General features: G+C 62.5%; 17 protein-coding genes. All 17 read left to right on the plus strand.

Annotated features, from left to right (window positions below; translation table 11 throughout):
* The first annotated feature begins 151 nt into the window (after positions 1-151).
* The 17 genes from rpoB to rpsQ all read left to right on the plus strand — a co-directional run bounded on the left by rpoB (position 152) and on the right by rpsQ (position 18530).
* A complete protein-coding gene (rpoB, locus tag ACIGJE_RS13840) occupies positions 152-4273 on the plus strand; it encodes a DNA-directed RNA polymerase subunit beta (RefSeq protein WP_311934445.1) in 4122 nt (1373 codons plus the stop codon).
* 151 nt (positions 4274-4424) lie between these two features.
* Positions 4425-8627, plus strand: a complete 4203-nt coding sequence (rpoC, locus tag ACIGJE_RS13845; RefSeq protein WP_311934446.1) for a DNA-directed RNA polymerase subunit beta' — start codon at positions 4425-4427, stop codon at positions 8625-8627.
* 482 nt (positions 8628-9109) lie between these two features.
* Positions 9110-9481, plus strand: a complete 372-nt coding sequence (gene rpsL / locus ACIGJE_RS13850) for a 30S ribosomal protein S12 (RefSeq protein ID WP_068299562.1) — start codon at positions 9110-9112, stop codon at positions 9479-9481.
* Between the two features lie 14 nt (positions 9482-9495).
* Positions 9496-9966: a 30S ribosomal protein S7 gene (gene rpsG / locus ACIGJE_RS13855; protein ID WP_068299564.1), complete on the plus strand. Its 471-nt coding sequence runs from the start codon at positions 9496-9498 to the stop codon at positions 9964-9966.
* Between the two features lie 28 nt (positions 9967-9994).
* Positions 9995-12070, plus strand: coding sequence for an elongation factor G (fusA, locus tag ACIGJE_RS13860; RefSeq protein ID WP_311934447.1), 2076 nt, complete (start codon positions 9995-9997; stop codon positions 12068-12070).
* A gap of 54 nt (positions 12071-12124) precedes the next feature.
* The gene (tuf, locus tag ACIGJE_RS13865; RefSeq protein ID WP_311934448.1) at positions 12125-13315 is read left to right on the plus strand and encodes an elongation factor Tu; all 1191 of its coding nucleotides are present in this window, start codon (positions 12125-12127) and stop codon (positions 13313-13315) included.
* A 68-nt stretch (positions 13316-13383) separates the two neighbouring features.
* Complete coding sequence (gene rpsJ / locus ACIGJE_RS13870) at positions 13384-13692, plus strand: 30S ribosomal protein S10 (protein ID WP_068292049.1); 309 nt, start codon at positions 13384-13386, stop codon at positions 13690-13692.
* 31 nt (positions 13693-13723) lie between these two features.
* Positions 13724-14428: a 50S ribosomal protein L3 gene (gene rplC, locus ACIGJE_RS13875; protein WP_068292051.1), complete on the plus strand. Its 705-nt coding sequence runs from the start codon at positions 13724-13726 to the stop codon at positions 14426-14428.
* 10 nt (positions 14429-14438) lie between these two features.
* Entirely contained in the window at positions 14439-15059 is a 621-nt protein-coding gene (gene rplD, locus ACIGJE_RS13880; RefSeq protein WP_068292053.1) for a 50S ribosomal protein L4, read from the plus strand.
* Positions 15056-15352 carry a 50S ribosomal protein L23 gene (locus ACIGJE_RS13885; RefSeq protein WP_068292055.1) on the plus strand — a complete coding sequence of 99 codons (297 nt, stop codon included), beginning with the start codon at positions 15056-15058 and terminating at the stop codon, positions 15350-15352. Before rplD ends, ACIGJE_RS13885 begins: the two co-directional genes overlap by 4 nt.
* 28 nt (positions 15353-15380) lie before the next feature.
* A complete protein-coding gene (rplB, locus tag ACIGJE_RS13890; protein ID WP_311934449.1) occupies positions 15381-16214 on the plus strand; it encodes a 50S ribosomal protein L2 in 834 nt (277 codons plus the stop codon).
* Positions 16215-16225: 11 nt separating this feature from the next.
* Positions 16226-16504, plus strand: coding sequence for a 30S ribosomal protein S19 (gene rpsS, locus ACIGJE_RS13895; protein WP_068292063.1), 279 nt, complete (start codon positions 16226-16228; stop codon positions 16502-16504).
* A 3-nt stretch (positions 16505-16507) separates the two neighbouring features.
* A complete protein-coding gene (gene rplV / locus ACIGJE_RS13900) occupies positions 16508-16888 on the plus strand; it encodes a 50S ribosomal protein L22 (protein ID WP_068292065.1) in 381 nt (126 codons plus the stop codon).
* Positions 16889-16898: 10 nt separating this feature from the next.
* Positions 16899-17609 carry a 30S ribosomal protein S3 gene (rpsC, locus tag ACIGJE_RS13905; protein WP_311934450.1) on the plus strand — a complete coding sequence of 237 codons (711 nt, stop codon included), beginning with the start codon at positions 16899-16901 and terminating at the stop codon, positions 17607-17609.
* A 30-nt stretch (positions 17610-17639) separates the two neighbouring features.
* Entirely contained in the window at positions 17640-18053 is a 414-nt protein-coding gene (gene rplP, locus ACIGJE_RS13910; RefSeq protein ID WP_311934451.1) for a 50S ribosomal protein L16, read from the plus strand.
* A gap of 10 nt (positions 18054-18063) precedes the next feature.
* Positions 18064-18267, plus strand: coding sequence for a 50S ribosomal protein L29 (gene rpmC, locus ACIGJE_RS13915; protein WP_068292078.1), 204 nt, complete (start codon positions 18064-18066; stop codon positions 18265-18267).
* 11 nt (positions 18268-18278) lie between these two features.
* Positions 18279-18530, plus strand: coding sequence for a 30S ribosomal protein S17 (rpsQ, locus tag ACIGJE_RS13920; protein WP_105862627.1), 252 nt, complete (start codon positions 18279-18281; stop codon positions 18528-18530).
* The last annotated feature ends 153 nt before the right edge of the window (positions 18531-18683 follow it).

Genomic DNA, 18683 nt, shown 5'->3' on the forward strand with positions numbered 1-18683 from the left:
CGGTGAAGGCCGGGTGTCCCGGCCGGATGTTTCAGCGTCGGCCTGCGACAGCGGGACGGTGCCAGGCGAGGAAGGAACGTCTTCCTCGCGCAATCAATGCCTGCAGGAGCGGTGCGGTGGCGCCGGGCTTGCTTGAAAGGACGAGGACCACATGGCTCAGACGACCAATGCCCGCAAGCGCGTCCGCCGGTTTTTCGGAAAGATCCGCGAAGTCGCGACGATGCCGAACCTGATCGAGGTTCAAAAGGCTTCCTATGACCAGTTTCTCCAGGTCTTGGAGCCAGATGGCGGGCGGACGGATGAGGGATTGCAGACCGTCTTCAAGTCGGTCTTCCCGATCTCGGACTTTTCCAACAAGGCGATGCTCGAATTCGTCCGTTACGAATTCGAGGCGCCGAAATATGATGTCGACGAGTGCCGCCAGCGCGGCATGACCTTCGCCGCGCCCCTCAAGGTGACGCTGCGCCTGATCGTGTTCGATGTCGACGAGGAAACCGGCGCTCGCTCCGTCAAGGACATCAAGGAGCAGGACGTCTACATGGGCGACATGCCGCTCATGACCTCGAACGGCACCTTCATCGTCAATGGCACCGAGCGCGTCATCGTCTCCCAGATGCACCGTTCGCCGGGCGTGTTCTTCGACCACGACAAGGGCAAGACCCATTCCTCGGGCAAGCTCCTGTTCGCTGCCCGCATCATTCCCTATCGCGGTTCCTGGCTCGACATCGAGTTCGACGCCAAGGACATCGTGCATGCGCGCATCGACCGTCGCCGCAAGATCCCGGTTTCTTCGCTGCTCTTTGCCCTCGGCATGGACGGCGAGGACATCCTGCGCACCTTCTACAACTCCATCACCTATGTCCGCGACAAGGATGGCTGGCGCGTCCCCTATGACTGGAACCGCCTGAAGGGCGTCAAGCCGACCACCGACCTCATCGATGCCGATACCGGCGAGATCGTGGTCGAATCCGGCAAGAAGCTGACGGCGCGTTCCGCCCGCGCCCTGGCCGAGAAGGGCCTCAAGGCCCTGCGCGTCACGGACGAGGACCTGATCGGCCGTTATGTCGCCGAGGACATCGTCAATCTGAACACCGGCGAAATCTATCTGGAAGCCGGCGATGAGCTCAGCGAGAAGAACCTCAAGCTGCTCGGCGACGAGGGCTTCGACGAGATTCCGGTGCTCGACATCGATCACGTCACAGTGGGCGGCTATATCCGCAACACGCTGGCGGTCGACAAGAACAACTCGCGCGAAGAGGCGCTGTTCGACATCTACCGCGTGATGCGTCCGGGCGAGCCGCCGACCATCGACTCCGCCGAGGCGATGTTCCAGTCGCTGTTCTTCGATGCCGAGCGCTACGACCTCTCCTCGGTCGGCCGTGTCAAGATGAACATGCGCCTCGACCTCGACGCCGAGGACACCGTGCGCGTGCTGCGCAAGGATGACATCCTGGCCGTGGTCAGGACGCTGGTGGACCTGCGCGACGGCAAGGGCGAGATCGACGACATCGACCATCTCGGCAACCGCCGCGTGCGCTCGGTCGGCGAGTTGATGGAAAATCAGTATCGCGTCGGCCTGCTGCGCATGGAGCGCGCCATCAAGGAGCGTATGTCCTCGGTCGACGTCGACACTGTGATGCCGCAGGATCTGATCAACGCCAAGCCGGCGGCTGCCGCCGTGCGCGAGTTCTTCGGTTCCTCGCAGCTCTCGCAGTTCATGGACCAGACCAACCCGCTGTCGGAAATCACCCACAAGCGCCGCCTGTCGGCACTTGGCCCGGGCGGTCTGACCCGCGAGCGTGCCGGCTTCGAAGTCCGCGACGTGCACCCGACGCATTATGGCCGTATCTGCCCGATCGAGACGCCGGAAGGCCCGAACATCGGTCTGATCAACTCGCTGGCGACCTTTGCGCGCGTCAACAAGTACGGCTTCATCGAGGCGCCCTATCGTCGCGTCCGCGACAGCAAGGTCACGCCTGAGGTCGTCTATCTGTCGGCGATGGAAGAGGGCAAGTACTACGTCGCCCAGGCCAACATTCCGGTCGATCAGGAAGGCCGTCTGACGGAAGACTTCGTGGTCTGCCGCCATGCCGGCGAAAACGTCATGGTCACGCCCGACCGCGTCGACTACATGGACGTCTCGCCCAAGCAGCTCGTCTCCGTCGCTGCGGCGCTCATTCCCTTCATCGAGAATGACGACGCCAACCGCGCGCTGATGGGTGCGAACATGCAGCGCCAGGCCGTGCCGCTGGTGCGCGCCGATGCGCCGTTCGTCGGCACCGGCATGGAGAGCGTGGTGGCCCGTGACTCGGGCGCCGCGATTGCCGCCCGCCGCACCGGCATCGTCGACCAGATCGATGCGACGCGTATCGTCATCCGCGCCACCGCGGATCTCGATCCGACCCAGTCGGGCGTCGACATCTACCGCCTGATGAAGTTCCAGCGCTCCAACCAGTCGACCTGCATCACGCAGAAGCCGCTGGTGCGCGTGGGCGACGTGGTCAGGAAGGGTGACATCATCGCCGACGGTCCGTCGACCGAGCTCGGCGAGCTGGCGCTCGGCCGCAACGTCCTCGTCGCCTTCATGCCCTGGAACGGCTACAACTTCGAAGACTCGATCCTGCTCAGCGAGAACATCGCCAAGGAGGACGTGTTCACCTCGATCCACATCGACGAGTTCGAAGTGATGGCCCGCGACACCAAGCTGGGTCCGGAAGAGATCACGCGCGACATTCCGAACGTCTCGGAAGAAGCGCTGAAGAACCTGGACGAAGCCGGTATCGTCTATATCGGTGCCGAGGTGCAGGCTGGCGACATCCTGGTCGGCAAGATCACGCCGAAGGGCGAGAGCCCGATGACGCCGGAAGAAAAGCTCCTGCGCGCCATCTTCGGCGAAAAGGCCTCCGACGTGCGCGACACCTCGCTGCGCGTGCCCCCGGGCGTTACCGGCACCATCGTCGAAGTGCGCGTGTTCAACCGCCACGGCGTCGATAAGGACGAGCGCGCCCAGGCGATCGAGCGCGAGGAGATCGAGCGTCTGGCCAAGGACCGCGACGACGAGCAGGCGATCCTCGACCGCAACGTCTACCAGCGTCTCGTCGAGATGCTGGAAGGCAAGGCGGCGATCGGCGGGCCGAAGGGCTTCAAGAAGGAGACGGTGCTCACTGCCGACGTGATGCAGGAGTATCCGCGCTCGCAGTGGTGGAACTTCGCCGTGGCCGACGACGCGCTGATGAGCGAAGTCGAGGCCATGCGCAAGCAGTACGACGAATCCAAGAAGCGCCTCGAACAGCGCTTCCTGGACAAGGTCGAGAAGCTGCAGCGTGGTGACGAACTGCCGCCCGGCGTGATGAAGATGGTCAAGGTCTTCGTCGCCGTGAAGCGCAAGATCCAGCCGGGCGACAAGATGGCCGGCCGTCACGGCAACAAGGGCGTGGTTTCGCGCATCATGCCGATCGAAGACATGCCCTTCCTCGAGGATGGCACGCCGGTCGACATCGTGCTCAACCCGCTCGGCGTGCCGAGCCGCATGAACGTCGGTCAGATTCTCGAAACCCATATGGGTTGGGCAGCTGCCGGCCTCGGCAAGCTCGTCGGCCAGGCCATCGATGCCTACAAGAAGGGCAAGGGGGCCAGCCAGCTCAAGAATACGCTCGACCGCATCTACGGCAACAACGAGGAAATCGAGTCCATGGACGAGCGTGAGCTCGTCGACATGTCCTCGACGCTTCGCCGCGGCGTGCCGATCGCGACCCCGGTCTTTGACGGAGCCAAGGAAAGCGACATCGTCGACTTCCTCAAGATGGCGGGCCATGACGCTTCGGGTCAGGTCCAGCTCTATGACGGGCGCACGGGCAACCCCTTCGACCGCAAGGTGACAGTCGGCTACATCTACATGCTGAAGCTGCACCATCTGGTCGACGACAAGATCCACGCCCGTTCGATCGGTCCGTACTCGCTGGTCACGCAGCAGCCGCTGGGTGGCAAGGCGCAGTTCGGCGGCCAGCGCTTCGGCGAAATGGAGGTGTGGGCCCTCGAAGCCTATGGCGCCGCCTACACGCTGCAGGAGATGCTCACCGTCAAGTCGGACGACGTGGCCGGCCGTACCAAGGTCTACGAGGCCATCGTACGCGGCGACGATACCTTCGAGGCGGGCATCCCGGAATCGTTCAACGTTCTGGTCAAGGAAATGCGTTCGCTGGGCCTCAACGTCGAGCTCACCGGCCTGCGCAACGCCGATCAGATGCTGCCGCCGGCCGAGGCTGCCGAGTGACATTGCCCGGGAGGCGGGCCTTCGGGCCCGCCGTGACCGTGCCGCGAATGAGGTGGGTCTGCTGTCAGCGAATGCTGCAAGACCCGCCCCCCATTTTTATCCGCGCGGGCAGGGGCGTTGGCCTCGCCTTAGCGCAAACCTGGAGACGGCCATGAACCAAGAGGTCATGAATCTCTTCAATCCGGTGGCGCAGCCGCAGACCTTCGATCAGATCAAGATCTCGATCGCTTCGCCGGAAAAGATCCTTTCCTGGTCCTACGGCGAGATCAAGAAGCCGGAAACCATCAATTACCGTACGTTCAAGCCCGAGCGTGACGGCTTGTTCTGCGCGCGCATCTTCGGACCGATCAAGGATTACGAGTGCTTGTGCGGCAAGTACAAGCGCATGAAGTACAAGGGCGTCATCTGCGAGAAATGCGGCGTCGAAGTTACGCTGTCGCGCGTGCGCCGCGAGCGCATGGGCCATATCGAGCTCGCCGCGCCGGTCGCCCACATCTGGTTCCTGAAGTCGCTGCCGAGCCGCATCGGCCTGTTGATGGATATGACGCTCAAGGATCTCGAGCGTATCCTGTACTTCGAATATTACGTCGTGATCGAGCCCGGCCTCACCCCGCTGAAGGAGCGTCAGCTCCTCTCCGAGGACGAGTATGCACGCGCCCAGGACGAGTATGGCGAGGACTCGTTCACCGCCATGATCGGCGCCGAGGCCATCCGTGAGATGCTGCGCGCCATGGATCTGGAGAAGATCGCGGCGGATTTGCGCGTCGAGATCGCCGAGTCCACTTCGGAGCTCAAGCCGAAGAAGCTCGCCAAGCGCCTGAAGATCATCGAAGCCTTCATCCAGTCCGGCAACAAGCCCGAATGGATGATCCTGACCGCCGTTCCGGTGATCCCGCCGGATCTGCGGCCGCTCGTGCCGCTGGATGGCGGCCGCTTCGCGACCTCGGACCTCAACGATCTCTATCGCCGCGTCATCAACCGCAACAACCGTTTGAAGCGGCTGATCGAACTGCGTGCGCCTGACATCATCATCCGCAACGAAAAGCGCATGCTGCAGGAAGCTGTGGACGCGCTCTTCGACAACGGCCGCCGCGGCCGCGTCATCACGGGTGCCAACAAGCGTCCGCTGAAGTCGCTGTCCGACATGCTCAAGGGCAAGCAGGGCCGCTTCCGCCAGAACCTGCTCGGCAAGCGCGTCGACTATTCCGGCCGTTCGGTGATCGTCGTCGGTCCCGAGCTGAAGCTGCATCAGTGCGGCCTGCCCAAGAAGATGGCGCTGGAGTTGTTCAAGCCCTTCATCTATTCGCGTCTCGACGCCAAGGGGCTTTCCGCGACCGTGAAGCAGGCCAAGAAGCTGGTCGAGAAGGAAAAGCCGGAAGTCTGGGATATCCTCGACGAGGTCATCCGCGAGCATCCGGTGCTGCTCAACCGCGCTCCGACGCTGCATCGCCTCGGCATCCAGGCCTTCGAGCCGGTGCTGATCGAAGGCAAGGCCATCCAGCTGCATCCGCTGGTCTGCACCGCCTTCAACGCGGACTTCGACGGTGACCAGATGGCCGTGCACGTCCCGCTGTCGCTCGAAGCGCAGCTGGAAGCGCGCGTCCTGATGATGTCGACCAACAACATCCTGCATCCGGCCAACGGTCAGCCGATCATCGTGCCGTCGCAGGACGTCGTGCTGGGTCTCTATTACGTGACGCTGATGTCGGATGGCGAGCCCGGGCAGGGCATGGTGTTCGGCAATATCGGCGAGCTCGACCATGCGCTCGACAACAAGGTCGTCACGCTCCACTCCAAGATCAAGTGGCGCTGGAAGGGCATCGATGCCGAAGGCAACGAGGTCGCCAAGATCTACGACACCACGCCCGGTCGCGTGAAGCTTGCAGAGCTGCTGCCGAAGAATCCGAAGATTCCCTTCGACGCCGCCAACAACCTGATGACGAAGAAGGCGATCTCCGCCCTCATCGACGTCGTCTACCGTAACGTGGGTCAGAAGGAAGCGGTCATCTTCTGCGACCGCATCATGACGCTCGGCTTCTCCAACGCCTTCAAGGCGGGTATCTCCTTCGGCAAGGACGACATCGTCGTGCCGGAGAACAAGTGGAAGATCGTGGCCGAGACCGACGCTTTGGCGAAGGACTACGAGCAGCAGTACAATGACGGTCTGATCACCCAGGGCGAAAAGTACAACAAGGTCGTCGACGCCTGGGCCAAGTGCGCCGATCGTCTCGCCAAGGAGATGATGGACCGCATTTCGGCCGTGAAGAAGGACGACAGCGGCCGCGACAAGCCGATCAACTCCATCTACATGATGGCGCACTCCTCGGCTCGTGGTTCGCCCGCTCAGATGCGTCAGCTTGGTGCGATGCGCGGCCTGATGGCCAAGCCGTCGGGCGAGATCATCGAGACGCCGATCATCTCGAACTTCAAGGAAGGCCTGACCGTGCTCGAGTACTTCAACTCGACCCACGGCGCCCGTAAGGGTCTGGCCGACACCGCCTTGAAGACGGCGAACTCGGGTTATCTGACCCGTCGTCTCGTCGACGTCGCCCAGGACTCGATCATCACCGAGATCGATTGCGGCTCGGAAGGCGGCATCGGTGTGCGTGCGATCGTCGATGCCGGCCAGGTCGTGGCTTCGCTCGGTGTGCGCGTCCTCGGCCGTACCGCGGCCGAGAACATCACCGACCCCTCGACCGGCACCGTCATCGTGCCGATGGGCGAGATGATCGACGAAAAGGCTGTCGACCTGATCGCTGCTTCGGGCCTGCAGGAGATCAAGATCCGTTCGGTGCTCACTTGCGAGACCAAGAACGGCGTCTGCGCTACCTGCTATGGTCGCGACCTGGCACGCGGCACGCGGGTCAACATGGGCGAGGCCGTCGGCGTCATTGCGGCGCAGTCGATCGGTGAACCGGGCACGCAGCTCACCATGCGTACCTTCCACATCGGCGGCGCGGCGCAGATCAACGAGCAGTCGAACATCGAGTCGACCTTCGAGGGCACGGTCAAGATCCGTAACCGCAACGTCGTGCGCAATTCGGAAGGCGAACTGATCGCCATGGCCCGCAACCTGGCAGTCGTGGTCCTCGACCATGACGGCACGGAGCGCTCGGTCAACCGCGTCCCCTATGGTGCACGCATCAAGGTGGACGATGGCGACAAGATCAAGCGCGGCCAGCGCATCGCCGAGTGGGATCCCTATACCCGCCCGGTGATCACCGAACTCGACGGCGTGATCGGCTACGAGGATCTGGTCGACGGCATCTCGGTCAATGAGAGTGCCGACGAATCGACCGGCATCACCAAGCGCGTGGTCTCCGACTGGCGGACGTCCAGCCGCTCGGCGGACCTGCGTCCGGCCCTGGTGATCAAGGGTGCCGACGGCAAGATCGCCAAGCTGTCGCGTGGCGGTGACGCCCGCTACTTCCTGGCGGCCGAATCCGTCATCTCGGTCGATCCCGGCTCGAAGGTGAATGCCGGCGATGTCATCGCCCGCGTGCCGCTGGAAAGCGCCAAGACCCGCGACATCACGGGCGGTCTGCCGCGCGTGGCCGAGCTGTTCGAGGCCCGTCGTCCGAAGGATGCGGCGATCATCGCCGAGATCACCGGTACGATCCAGTTCGGCCGTGACTACAAGAACAAGCGTCGTCTCGTGATCCAGCCGCATGAGGCTGATCAGGAGCCGGTCGAATATCTGATCCCGAAGGGCAAGCACATCCATCTCCAGGACGGCGACGTCGTCGAGAAGGGTGACTTCATCGTCGACGGCAACCCGGCTCCGCACGATATTCTGGCGGTCAAGGGCGTCGAGGAACTGGCGGCCTACCTGGTTAACGAAATCCAGGAAGTCTACCGCCTGCAGGGCGTGCAGATTAACGACAAGCACATCGAAGTGATCGTCCGGCAGATGCTGCAGAAGATCGAGATCACCGATGCCGGTGAGACCGAGTTCCTGCCCAGCGAGCAGGTCGATCGCATCGAGTTCGAAGAGGCCAACATCAAGGCCGTCGAAGAAGGCCGCAAGCCTGCGATCGGCCATCCGGTGCTGCTCGGCATCACCAAGGCCTCGCTGCAGACGCGTTCGTTCATCTCGGCGGCCTCGTTCCAGGAGACCACTCGCGTGCTCACCGAAGCTGCCGTCAACGGCAAGTCGGACACGCTGGAGGGCCTCAAGGAGAACGTCATCGTCGGCCGTCTCATCCCGGCCGGCACCGGTGCCCAGATCGCGCGGGTCCGCGAGATCGCCAAGCGCCGCGACGACCTCATCCTGCAGCAGAAGCAGGCCGAGGCCGGCGTTCCCGCAGCTCCGGCCGGCGAAGCCGAAGTGGTGGCTCTGCCCGCGGCAGAGTAAGAAAATTCAACCGAATGGTTGAATGGAAGGGCGGCTCGCGAGGGCCGCCCTTTCGTCTTTGATCGAGCCGCGCTCGTGGTGGGGAAGGGGAGCCTCTCGGGCTCCAAGCCATGCAAAACGGCAAAGGGGCTATGCAGAAGCTCCGATCGGCTCGGAAACCGCATTTATTGCCGATTTTGACACGCTTCGTGCTTGACGGGAGGCGAGTCGGCAGTTAAAGACCACCTCACTTTCAGGGCGGGCCGTAAGACGTATTGTTCCTGCAGTCGACAAGACGCGGAACTGAGTTCTTAAACGCTGCCTCCGGACTACCAGACACAGTTCCGGTCATGATCGTTGCGCCCTGCGTTGCGATCCTCTGTGGGTGTCGCGCTTGCATCCCCTAAAAGGGAAGCTGGCGCGGTTTCGTTTTGCGTGGGTGTTCACGCAGGGCAAAGCAGTGCGTCCGTAAGGGCGTACTAATCGATGTTGAAGGGCGAACGATGCCAACCATTAGCCAGCTGATCCGCAAGCCGCGCGAACCGAAAGTGTATCGCGAGAAGGCGCGCCACCTGGAAGCATGCCCGCAGAAGCGCGGTGTGTGCACTCGCGTGTATACGACGACCCCGAAGAAGCCGAACTCGGCTTTGCGTAAGGTTGCCAAGGTGCGTCTCACCAATGGCTTCGAGGTCATCGGCTACATCCCCGGCGAAGGCCATAACCTTCAGGAGCATTCCGTGGTCATGATCCGCGGCGGCCGCGTGAAGGACTTGCCCGGCGTCCGCTATCACATTCTCCGCGGTGTCCTCGATACCCAGGGTGTCAAGAACCGTAAGCAGCGCCGTTCGAAGTACGGCGCGAAGCGTCCGAAGTAAGGGAAGATTTCACCATGTCCCGTCGCCATCGTGCAGAAAAGCGTGAGATCATTCCGGATCCGAAGTTCGGTGATCTCGTCGTGACCAAGTTCATGAATGCCATCATGTATGATGGCAAGAAGTCGGTTGCCGAAAAGATCGTCTATGACGCTTTCGACACCATCGAAGCCAAGGCCAAGCAGAGCCCGATCACGGTGTTCCAGACGGCCTTGTCGAATGTCGCTCCGGCGATCGAAGTTCGCTCCCGCCGCGTCGGTGGTGCGACCTATCAGGTCCCGGTCGAAGTTCGTCCGGAGCGCCGCCAGGCTCTCGCCATCCGTTGGATCCTCAGCGCGGCCCGCAACCGCAACGAGAAGACCATGGAAGAGAAGCTGTCGGGCGAGCTGCTCGACGCCTCCAACAACCGCGGCAACGCCGTGAAGAAACGCGAAGACACGCACCGGATGGCCGAGGCCAACCGCGCCTTCTCGCATTACCGCTGGTAAGGCTGGAAGCAGGATCGAGGATCACACGATGGCCCGTACGCACGCGATCGAGGACTACCGCAATTTTGGTATTATGGCGCACATCGACGCCGGTAAGACCACGACGACCGAGCGGATCCTTTACTACACCGGCAAGTCCCACAAGATCGGCGAAGTCCATGACGGCGCCGCCACGATGGACTTCATGACCCAGGAGCAGGAGCGCGGTATCACGATCACGTCCGCCGCGACGACCGCTCTGTGGGCTGGCAAGCGCCTGAACATCATCGACACCCCCGGCCACGTCGACTTCACCATCGAAGTCGAACGCTCGCTGCGCGTGCTTGACGGTGCCGTCTGCGTGCTCGACTCCAACCAGGGCGTCGAGCCTCAGACCGAGACTGTCTGGCGCCAGGGTGACAAGTACAAGGTTCCGCGTATCGTCTTCGCCAACAAGATGGATAAGACGGGCGCTGACTTCTACAAGTGCCTCGACGACATCGTGAAGCGCCTCGGCGCCAAGCCGATCGCCATTCAGTTGCCGATCGGCTCGGAGTCGAACTTCAAGGGCATCATCGATCTCGTTCGCATGAAGGCCGTGATCTGGTCGGGTGAATCGCTGGGCGCCGAATTCGACGCCAACCTGCCGATCCCGGAAGACATGGTCGAGAAGGCCAACGAGTACCGCAACATGCTCATCGAAGCTGCTGTGGAACTCGATGACGACGCTCTCGCCGCCTTCTTCGACGGCCAGGAGCCGGACGAAGCAACCCTGAAGCGCCTGATCCGCAAGGCCGTCCTCACCGGCGCCTTCTATCCCGTGCTTGCTGGTTCTGCCTTCAAGAACAAGGGCGTTCAGACGCTTCTTGATGCCGTGGTCGACTATCTGCCGTCGCCGGTGGACGTGCCCGCCATCAAGGGCATCGACCCCAAGACCGAAGAAGAAGTCGAGCGCAAGTCCTCGGACGCCGAGCCGCTTTCGCTCCTTGGCTTCAAGATCATGGACGACCAGTATGGCGTCCTGACCTTCTGCCGCATCTATTCGGGCAAGCTCGAGAAGGGCGTTTCGCTGCTCAATTCGAGCCGTGAGAAGAGCGAGCGCGTTGGCCGCATGGTGCTCATGCACGCCAACAACCGCGAAGAAATCGCTGAAGCCTATGCCGGCGACATCGTCGCCCTGGTCGGCCTCAAGGATACCCGCACCGGCGACACGCTGTGCGATCCCGCGCATCCGGTCATCCTGGAGCGCATGGAATTCCCTGAGCCGGTCATCGAGATGGCGATCGAGCCCAAGACCAAGGCCGACCAGGAAAAGATGGCGCTGGCGCTGATCAAGCTCGCTTCGGAGGATCCGTCCTTCCGCGTGTCGACCGATCAGGAATCCGGCCAGACCATCATCAAGGGCATGGGCGAACTGCATCTCGACATCAAGGTCGACATCCTGCGTCGTACCCACAAGGTCGAGGTCAATGTCGGCGCGCCGCAGGTGGCCTTCCGCGAGAAGATCACCAAGCGGGCCGAGATCGACTACACCCACAAGAAGCAGACCGGCGGTACCGGCCAGTTCGCTCGCGTCAAGTTCGTCGTCGAGCCGAACGAGCCCGGCAAGGGCTTCGAGTTCGAGTCGAAGATCATTGGCGGCTCGGTGCCCAAGGAATACATCCCGGGCGTCGAAAAGGGCCTCAATTCGGTTCTGGGTGCGGGCATCGTTGCCGGCTTCCCGGTCGTCGACGTCAAGGTGACGCTGATCGACGGTGCCTTCCACGAAGTCGACTCGTCGGCCCTGGCCTTCGAAATCGCTTCGCGTGCGGCCTTCCGTGAAGCCCTGCAGAAGGGCGGTTCGGTTCTGCTCGAGCCGATCATGAAGGTCGAGGTCGTGACTCCGGAAGAATACACCGGCTCGGTCATCGGCGATCTCAACTCCCGGCGTGGACAGATCCAGGGTCAGGATATGCGCGGCAACGCGAATGTCGTGAACGCCATGGTTCCGCTCATGAACATGTTCGGCTACGTCAACCAGCTGCGTTCCTTCACCCAGGGCCGCGCCAGCTACACGATGCAGTTCGATCATTACGAACAGGCGCCGTCCAACGTCGCTGCTGAAATCCAGGCGAAGTACGCCTGATCCCCTTGATTTGAGTTTCATCCGCCGTTTCGGCGACAGGTGAAGGAGGCCCCGATGGCCAAAGAGAAATTTGAACGCAATAAGCCGCACTGCAACATCGGCACGATTGGTCACGTTGACCATGGCAAGACGTCGCTGACTGCGGCGATCACGAAGGTTCTTGCCGAAACGGGCGGTGCGACGTTCACGGCGTATGACCAGATCGACAAGGCTCCGGAAGAGAAGGCCCGCGGTATCACGATCTCGACGGCGCACGTCGAGTACGAGACCAAGAACCGCCACTATGCTCATGTCGACTGCCCCGGCCACGCCGACTACGTGAAGAACATGATCACGGGTGCGGCGCAGATGGATGGCGCGATCCTGGTCGTGTCGGCCGCCGACGGCCCGATGCCGCAGACCCGCGAGCACATCCTCCTGGCCCGCCAGGTCGGCGTTCCCGCGCTGGTGGTGTTCCTGAACAAGGTCGACCTTGTCGACGATCCGGAACTGCTCGAGCTGGTCGAGATGGAAGTTCGCGAGCTTCTGTCGAAGTACGAGTTCCCCGGCGACGACATTCCGATCACCAAGGGTTCGGCCAAGGTTGCGCTGGACAATGGCGACAAGGCCATCGGCCATGACGCCATCCTGGCCCTGATGCAGACGGTTGACGAGTACATCCCGCAGCCCGAGCGTCCGATCGACCAGCCCTTCCTGATGCCGGTCGAAGACGTGTTCTCGATCTCGGGCCGCGGCACCGTGGTGACCGGCCGTGTCGAGCGCGGCATCGTCAAGGTCGGCGAGGAAGTCGAGATCGTCGGCATCCGCGCCACCCAGAAGACGACCGTCACCGGCGTCGAGATGTTCCGCAAGCTGCTGGACCAGGGCCAGGCCGGCGACAACATCGGCGCGCTGCTGCGCGGCACCAAGCGTGAGGACGTGGAGCGCGGCCAGGTGCTGTGCAAGCCCGGCTCCGTGAAGCCGCACACCAAGTTCAAGGCCGAAGCCTACATCCTGACCAAGGAAGAGGGTGGCCGTCATACGCCGTTCTTCGGCAACTACCGTCCGCAGTTCTACTTCCGCACGACGGACGTGACGGGCGTGGTGACGCTGCCGGAAGGCACGGAGATGGTGATGCCGGGCGACAACATCGCCATGGAAGTCAATCTGATCGTGCCGATCGCCATGGAAGAGAAGCTGCGCTTCGCTATCCGTGAAGGCGGTCGTACCGTCGGCGCCGGCGTCGTCGCCGCCATCATCGAATAAGAGCTTTCAAAGCGCGTCTTACGGCGCGCCGCCACTCGGCGCGCCATTTAATTTTCGGAGTCAGGGCAATGAACGGCCAGAACATCCGCATCCGTCTCAAGGCGTTCGACCATCGTATCCTCGATACGTCGACCCGCGAGATCGTATCGACGGCCAAGCGCACTGGCGCCGCCGTCCGCGGACCGATCCCGCTGCCAACGCGGATCGAAAAGTACACGGTGAACCGCTCGCCACACGTGGACAAGAAATCGCGTGAGCAGTTCGAGATGCGCACCCATAAGCGCCTGCTCGACATCGTAGACCCCACCCCGCAGACCGTGGACGCGCTCATGAAGCTCGACCTCGCCGCAGGCGTGGACGTCGAGATCAAGCTCTGATCAGGCTCCTCTAGGCTTAGGAACGAACGCCATGCGTTCTGGTGTCATTGCACAGAAGATCGGCATGAGCCGCGTCTATAACGACGCTGGCGAGCATGTCCCGGTCACGGTTCTCCGTCTCGACGATTGCCAGGTCGTCGCTCACAGGACCAACGATAAGAACGGCTATACCGCGCTTCAGCTCGGTGCCGGCCTCGCCAAGGTCAAGAACACGACCAAGGCGCAGCGCGGCCACTTCGCTGTTGCCAACGTGGAGCCCAAGCGTAAGGTCGTCGAATTCCGCGTGCCGGAAGCCGACCTGATTCCCGTCGGCGCGACGATCACGGCGGACCACTTCGTCCCCGGCCAGTTCGTCGATGTCACGGGCACGTCGATCGGCAAAGGTTTTGCCGGTTCGATGAAGCGCTGGAACTTCGCCGGCCACCGCGCCAGCCACGGTAACTCGATCACGCATCGTGCCCATGGTTCGACCGGTCAGCGCCAGGATCCGGGCAAGACTTTCGCCGGCAAGAAGATGGCGGGTCACATGGGTGACGAGCGCATCACCACCTTGAACCTCAAGGTCGTACGCACCGACGTCGAGCGTGGCCTGATCCTGGTCGAGGGTGCCGTTCCCGGCGCCAAGGGCGGCTGGATCCTGGTGCGCGACGCCGTGAAGAAGCAGCTGCCGGAAGCAGCGCCGAAGCCCGGCGCATTCCGCTTGCCCGAAGCTGCTGCTGCAGCGGCCGGCGAGTGAGGAGGAGCCGATGAAACTCGCAATTACCACTCTCGAAGGCTCCGAAGCCGGTTCGGTCACGCTGTCTGACGAGATCTTCGGTCTCGAACCGCGCGCCGACATCCTGCAGCGCGTCGTGCGCTGGCAGCTGGCCAAGCGCCAGGCCGGTACGCACAAGACGCTGGGCCGGTCCGAAATCAACCGGACCAAGAAGAAGCTGTACAAGCAGAAGGGCACCGGTGGTGCTCGTCACGGTGCAGCCTCGGCTCCGCAGTTCCGTGGCGGTGGCCGCGCCTTCGGTCCGGTCGTGCGCTCCCATGCCCACGACCTGCCCAAGAAGGTCCGCGCCCTTGGCCTCAAGCATGCGCTTTCGTCCAAGGCGAAGACGCAGCAGCTCATCATCGTCGACAAGGCCGTCGCCGAAGTGATCAAGACCAAGGCGCTGAAGGAAACCTTCGGCAAGCGTGGTCTGGCCAATGTGCTGATCATCGACGGCGCCGAGCTCGACCAGAACTTCGCACTGGCTGCCCGCAACATTCCCAACGTGGATGTGCTGCCGGTCCAGGGCATCAACGTCTACGACATTCTCCGCCGTGACAGCCTCGTGCTGACCAAGGCGGCCGTCGATGCGCTGGAGGCGCGCTTCAAATGAGCACCGATGTCAGGCATTACGACGTGATTGTGTCGCCGGTGATCACCGAGAAGGCGACCGCTCAGTCGGAACATAACCAGGTGGTGTTCCGGGTTTCCCCGGATGCGACCAAGCCGCAGATCAAAGCCGCCGTTGAAAAGCTGTTCAATGTCAAGGTGACGGGTGTCAACACGCTCGTCCGCAAAGGCAAGACCAAGCGTTTCAAGGGCATTCTGGGCACTCAGAGCGATGTCAAGCGCGCGATCGTGACTCTGGCCGAAGGCCACACGATCGACGTGACGACGGGCCTCTGAGGCGCGGGCCGGAAAGGGAGAGAGACCAATGGCTCTCAGGAAATACAAGCCGGTTACGCCGGGCCTGCGCCAGCTCGTGCTGGTCGACCGTTCCGCCCTCTACAAGGGCGCTCCGGTCAAGACCTTGACCGAGGGCCTGACCAAGTCGGGTGGCCGCAACAATACGGGCCGCATCACCTCGTTCCGCAAGTCGGGCGGGCACAAGCGCGCCTACCGCATCATCGACTTCAAGCGTCGCAAGCTCGATGTCGAGGGCACGGTCGAGCGGATCGAGTACGATCCCAACCGCACCGCGTTCATTGCGCTGATTGACTACACTGATGGCGACAAGGCCTACATCCTGGCTCCGCAGCGTCTGGCTGTCGGCGACAAGGTGATCGCCGCTGCTTCGGCCGACGTGAAGCCGGGCAATGCCATGCCGATGTCGGCGATGCCGGTGGGTACCATCGTCCACAATGTCGAGCTCAAGCTCGGCCGTGGCGGTTCGGTTGCGCGTTCTGCGGGCAGCTATGCCCAGATCGCCGGCCGTGATGGCGCCTATGTCATCCTGCGCCTCAATTCGGGCGAGCAGCGTCTGGTTCTGTCGAGCTGCTTCGCCACGGTTGGCGCGGTGTCGAACCCGGACCACATGAACATCTCGCTGGGTAAGGCGGGTCGTTCGCGCTGGCTCGGCGTGAAGCCGTCCGTCCGCGGTGTCGCCATGAACCCGATCGACCATCCCCATGGTGGCGGCGAAGGCCGTACCTCGGGTGGCCGTCACCCTGTCACGCCCTGGGGCAAGCCGACCAAGGGCAAGAAGACGCGTTCGAACAAGGCGACGAACAAGTTCATCGTCTCGTCCCGTCACGCTAAGAAGAAGTAAGGAGACCACCCGTGTCCCGCTCAGTCTGGAAAGGCCCGTTTGTCGACGGGTACCTCCTGAAAAAGGCGGATGCCGCGCGCGGCTCCGGCCGCAGCGAGGTCATCAAGACCTGGAGCCGTCGCTCCACCATCCTGCCGCACTTCATCGGCGTGACTTTTGGCGTCTACAACGGCCAGAAGCATGTCCCGGTGCAGGTGACCGAAGACATGGTTGGCATGAAGCTCGGCGAGTTTGCTCCGACCCGGACCTTCTATGGTCACGCGGCGGACAAGAAGTCGAAGAGGAAGTAAGTCATGGGCAAGCCGAAGTCCGAACGGGCCCTGCCTGACAATGAAGCGAAGGCGGTTGCGCGCATGCTGCGCGTTTCGCCGCAGAAGCTCAATCTCGTCGCGTCCCTGATCCGCGGCAAGAAGGTGGACTCGGCTCTGGCCGACCTGACCTTCTCGCGCAAGCGCATCGCCACCGACGTGAAGAAGACGCTGCAGAGCGCCATTGCCAATGCCGAGAACAATCATGGCCTCGACGTGGACGATCTGATCGTCTCCGAAGCCTATGTCGGCAAGGCTTTTGTCATCAAGCGTTTCCATGCCCGCGCCCGCGGCCGGGCAGGGCGCATCGAGAAGCCCTTCTCCAACCTGACGGTCGTCGTCCGCCAGGTCGAAGCCAAGGCGTAAGGAGCAAGCGATGGGACAGAAAGTTAATCCGATCGGCCTGCGTCTGGGCATCAACCGGACCTGGGATTCCCGCTGGTTCGCCAACAAGGGCGAATATGGCAAGTTGCTGCACGAGGACATTGCGATCCGCCAGGCGCTGATGAAGCTCCTGAAGCAGGCAGCCGTGTCGCGCATCGTCATCGAGCGTCCGCACAAGAAGTGCCGCGTCACGATCTACTCGGCTCGTCCGGGTATCGTGATCGGCAAGAAGGGCGCCGACATCGACAAGCTGAAGAAGGCCGTGTCGAAGCTCACCTCTTCGGAAGTGCACATCAACATCGTTGAAGTGCGCAAGCCGGAAGTGGATGCGACCCTGGTTGCCGACTCCATCGCCCAGCAGCTCGAGCGCCGCGTGGCGTTCCGCCGCGCCATGAAGCGGGCCGTGCAGTCGGCTATGCGTCTGGGTGCGGAAGGCATTCGTATCAATTGCTCGGGCCGTCTGGGTGGCGCCGAAATCGCTCGTCTGGAGTGGTATCGCGAAGGTCGCGTGCCGCTGCATACGCTGCGCGCCGATGTCGATTACGGTACGGCTACGGCTTTCACCACCTTCGGTACGTGCGGCATCAAGGTCTGGATCTTCAAGGGTGAAATCCTCGAGCACGATCCGATGGCCCAGGACAAGCGCCTGGCGGAGGCCGACACCGGCCGTTCGTCTTCGCGCCCCCGTAACGAAGCTGCGTGAGCGGCTCGCGGGAGTTGAGAGAATAGAACCATGTTGCAACCCAAGCGCACCAAATTCCGTAAGCAGTTCAAGGGCCGCATTCACGGTGTGGCCTCCTCGGGCGCGCTCCTGAACTTCGGCCAGTTCGGCCTCAAGGCTCTGGAGCCCGAACGTATCACCGCGCGACAGATCGAGGCCGCTCGTCGTGCCATCACCCGCGAAATGAAGCGCCAGGGCCGGGTGTGGATCCGCATGTTCCCGGACGTGCCGGTTTCGGCAAAGCCGGCTGAAGTGCGCATGGGTAAGGGCAAGGGCGCGCCCGACCATTGGGTCGCGCGTGTCAAGCCGGGCCGCATCATGTTCGAACTCGACGGTGTGAGCGAGGATATCGCTCGTTCCGCCCTGACGCTCGGTGCCGCCAAGCTGCCGATCAGGACCCGTATCGTGCAGCGCATCGCTGAGTGAGGAAAACACCATGAAGATTCAAGACATCAAGGTGCTGTCCGACGACCAGCTTGCCGATGAACTCGCCAAGCAAAAGAAGTCGCAGTTCAACATGCGCTTCCAGAAGGCCACGGGTCAGCTCGAAAACACGGCCGAGGTGCGCAAGGTTCGCCGCACCATCGCCAAGATCAAGACGGTTCAGAGCCAGAAGGCCGCGACCAAAGCCAAGGCTTGAGGAGATAATTCATGCCCAAGCGCGTCCTGCAAGGCGTCGTCGTCTCTGACAAGAACGACAAGACGATTGTGGTGAAGGTGGAGCGTCGCTTCACCCATCCGCTGCTGAAGAAGACGGTGCGTCGCACCAAGAACTACCATGCTCATGACGAGAGCAACGGCCACAAGGTCGGTGATGTCGTGTGGATCGAAGAAGGCCGCCCGATGTCGAAGCTGAAGCGCTGGGTCGTCGTCGACCAGGCGGCGGAAGCAGCCAAGGCCTGATCGTCTGGCAGGGCAGGGAGGCGTTCCAGCGCCTTCGAGCCGACACGGTAAAAATAAAAGCCGGCGGAAGCCGGCTTTGTGCTTGTGATTGGCCGAAGGAATCGCTAGAAGACCGGCTTTCCTGGAGCGTTGGCGAAAGGGGTGGAGCTCTCC

The organism is Labrys sp. E2SS-1L, assembly GCF_057073705.1.

What these genes read in the sequence shown, in the direction of transcription:
- ACIGJE_RS13885 (WP_068292055.1), top strand. Translation starts at nt 15,056, where the DNA reads ATGAGCACCGATGTCAGGCATTACGACGTGATTGTGTCGCCGGTGATC.
- rplV (WP_068292065.1), top strand. Translation starts at nt 16,508, where the DNA reads ATGGGCAAGCCGAAGTCCGAACGGGCCCTGCCTGACAATGAAGCGAAG.
- rplB (WP_311934449.1), top strand. Translation starts at nt 15,381, where the DNA reads ATGGCTCTCAGGAAATACAAGCCGGTTACGCCGGGCCTGCGCCAGCTC.
- rpoC (WP_311934446.1), top strand. Translation starts at nt 4,425, where the DNA reads ATGAACCAAGAGGTCATGAATCTCTTCAATCCGGTGGCGCAGCCGCAG.
- rplD (WP_068292053.1), top strand. Translation starts at nt 14,439, where the DNA reads ATGAAACTCGCAATTACCACTCTCGAAGGCTCCGAAGCCGGTTCGGTC.
- rplP (WP_311934451.1), top strand. Translation starts at nt 17,640, where the DNA reads ATGTTGCAACCCAAGCGCACCAAATTCCGTAAGCAGTTCAAGGGCCGC.
- rpmC (WP_068292078.1), top strand. Translation starts at nt 18,064, where the DNA reads ATGAAGATTCAAGACATCAAGGTGCTGTCCGACGACCAGCTTGCCGAT.
- rplC (WP_068292051.1), top strand. Translation starts at nt 13,724, where the DNA reads ATGCGTTCTGGTGTCATTGCACAGAAGATCGGCATGAGCCGCGTCTAT.
- rpsL (WP_068299562.1), top strand. Translation starts at nt 9,110, where the DNA reads ATGCCAACCATTAGCCAGCTGATCCGCAAGCCGCGCGAACCGAAAGTG.
- tuf (WP_311934448.1), top strand. Translation starts at nt 12,125, where the DNA reads ATGGCCAAAGAGAAATTTGAACGCAATAAGCCGCACTGCAACATCGGC.
- rpsC (WP_311934450.1), top strand. Translation starts at nt 16,899, where the DNA reads ATGGGACAGAAAGTTAATCCGATCGGCCTGCGTCTGGGCATCAACCGG.
- rpsQ (WP_105862627.1), top strand. Translation starts at nt 18,279, where the DNA reads ATGCCCAAGCGCGTCCTGCAAGGCGTCGTCGTCTCTGACAAGAACGAC.
- rpsG (WP_068299564.1), top strand. Translation starts at nt 9,496, where the DNA reads ATGTCCCGTCGCCATCGTGCAGAAAAGCGTGAGATCATTCCGGATCCG.
- rpoB (WP_311934445.1), top strand. Translation starts at nt 152, where the DNA reads ATGGCTCAGACGACCAATGCCCGCAAGCGCGTCCGCCGGTTTTTCGGA.
- rpsJ (WP_068292049.1), top strand. Translation starts at nt 13,384, where the DNA reads ATGAACGGCCAGAACATCCGCATCCGTCTCAAGGCGTTCGACCATCGT.
- fusA (WP_311934447.1), top strand. Translation starts at nt 9,995, where the DNA reads ATGGCCCGTACGCACGCGATCGAGGACTACCGCAATTTTGGTATTATG.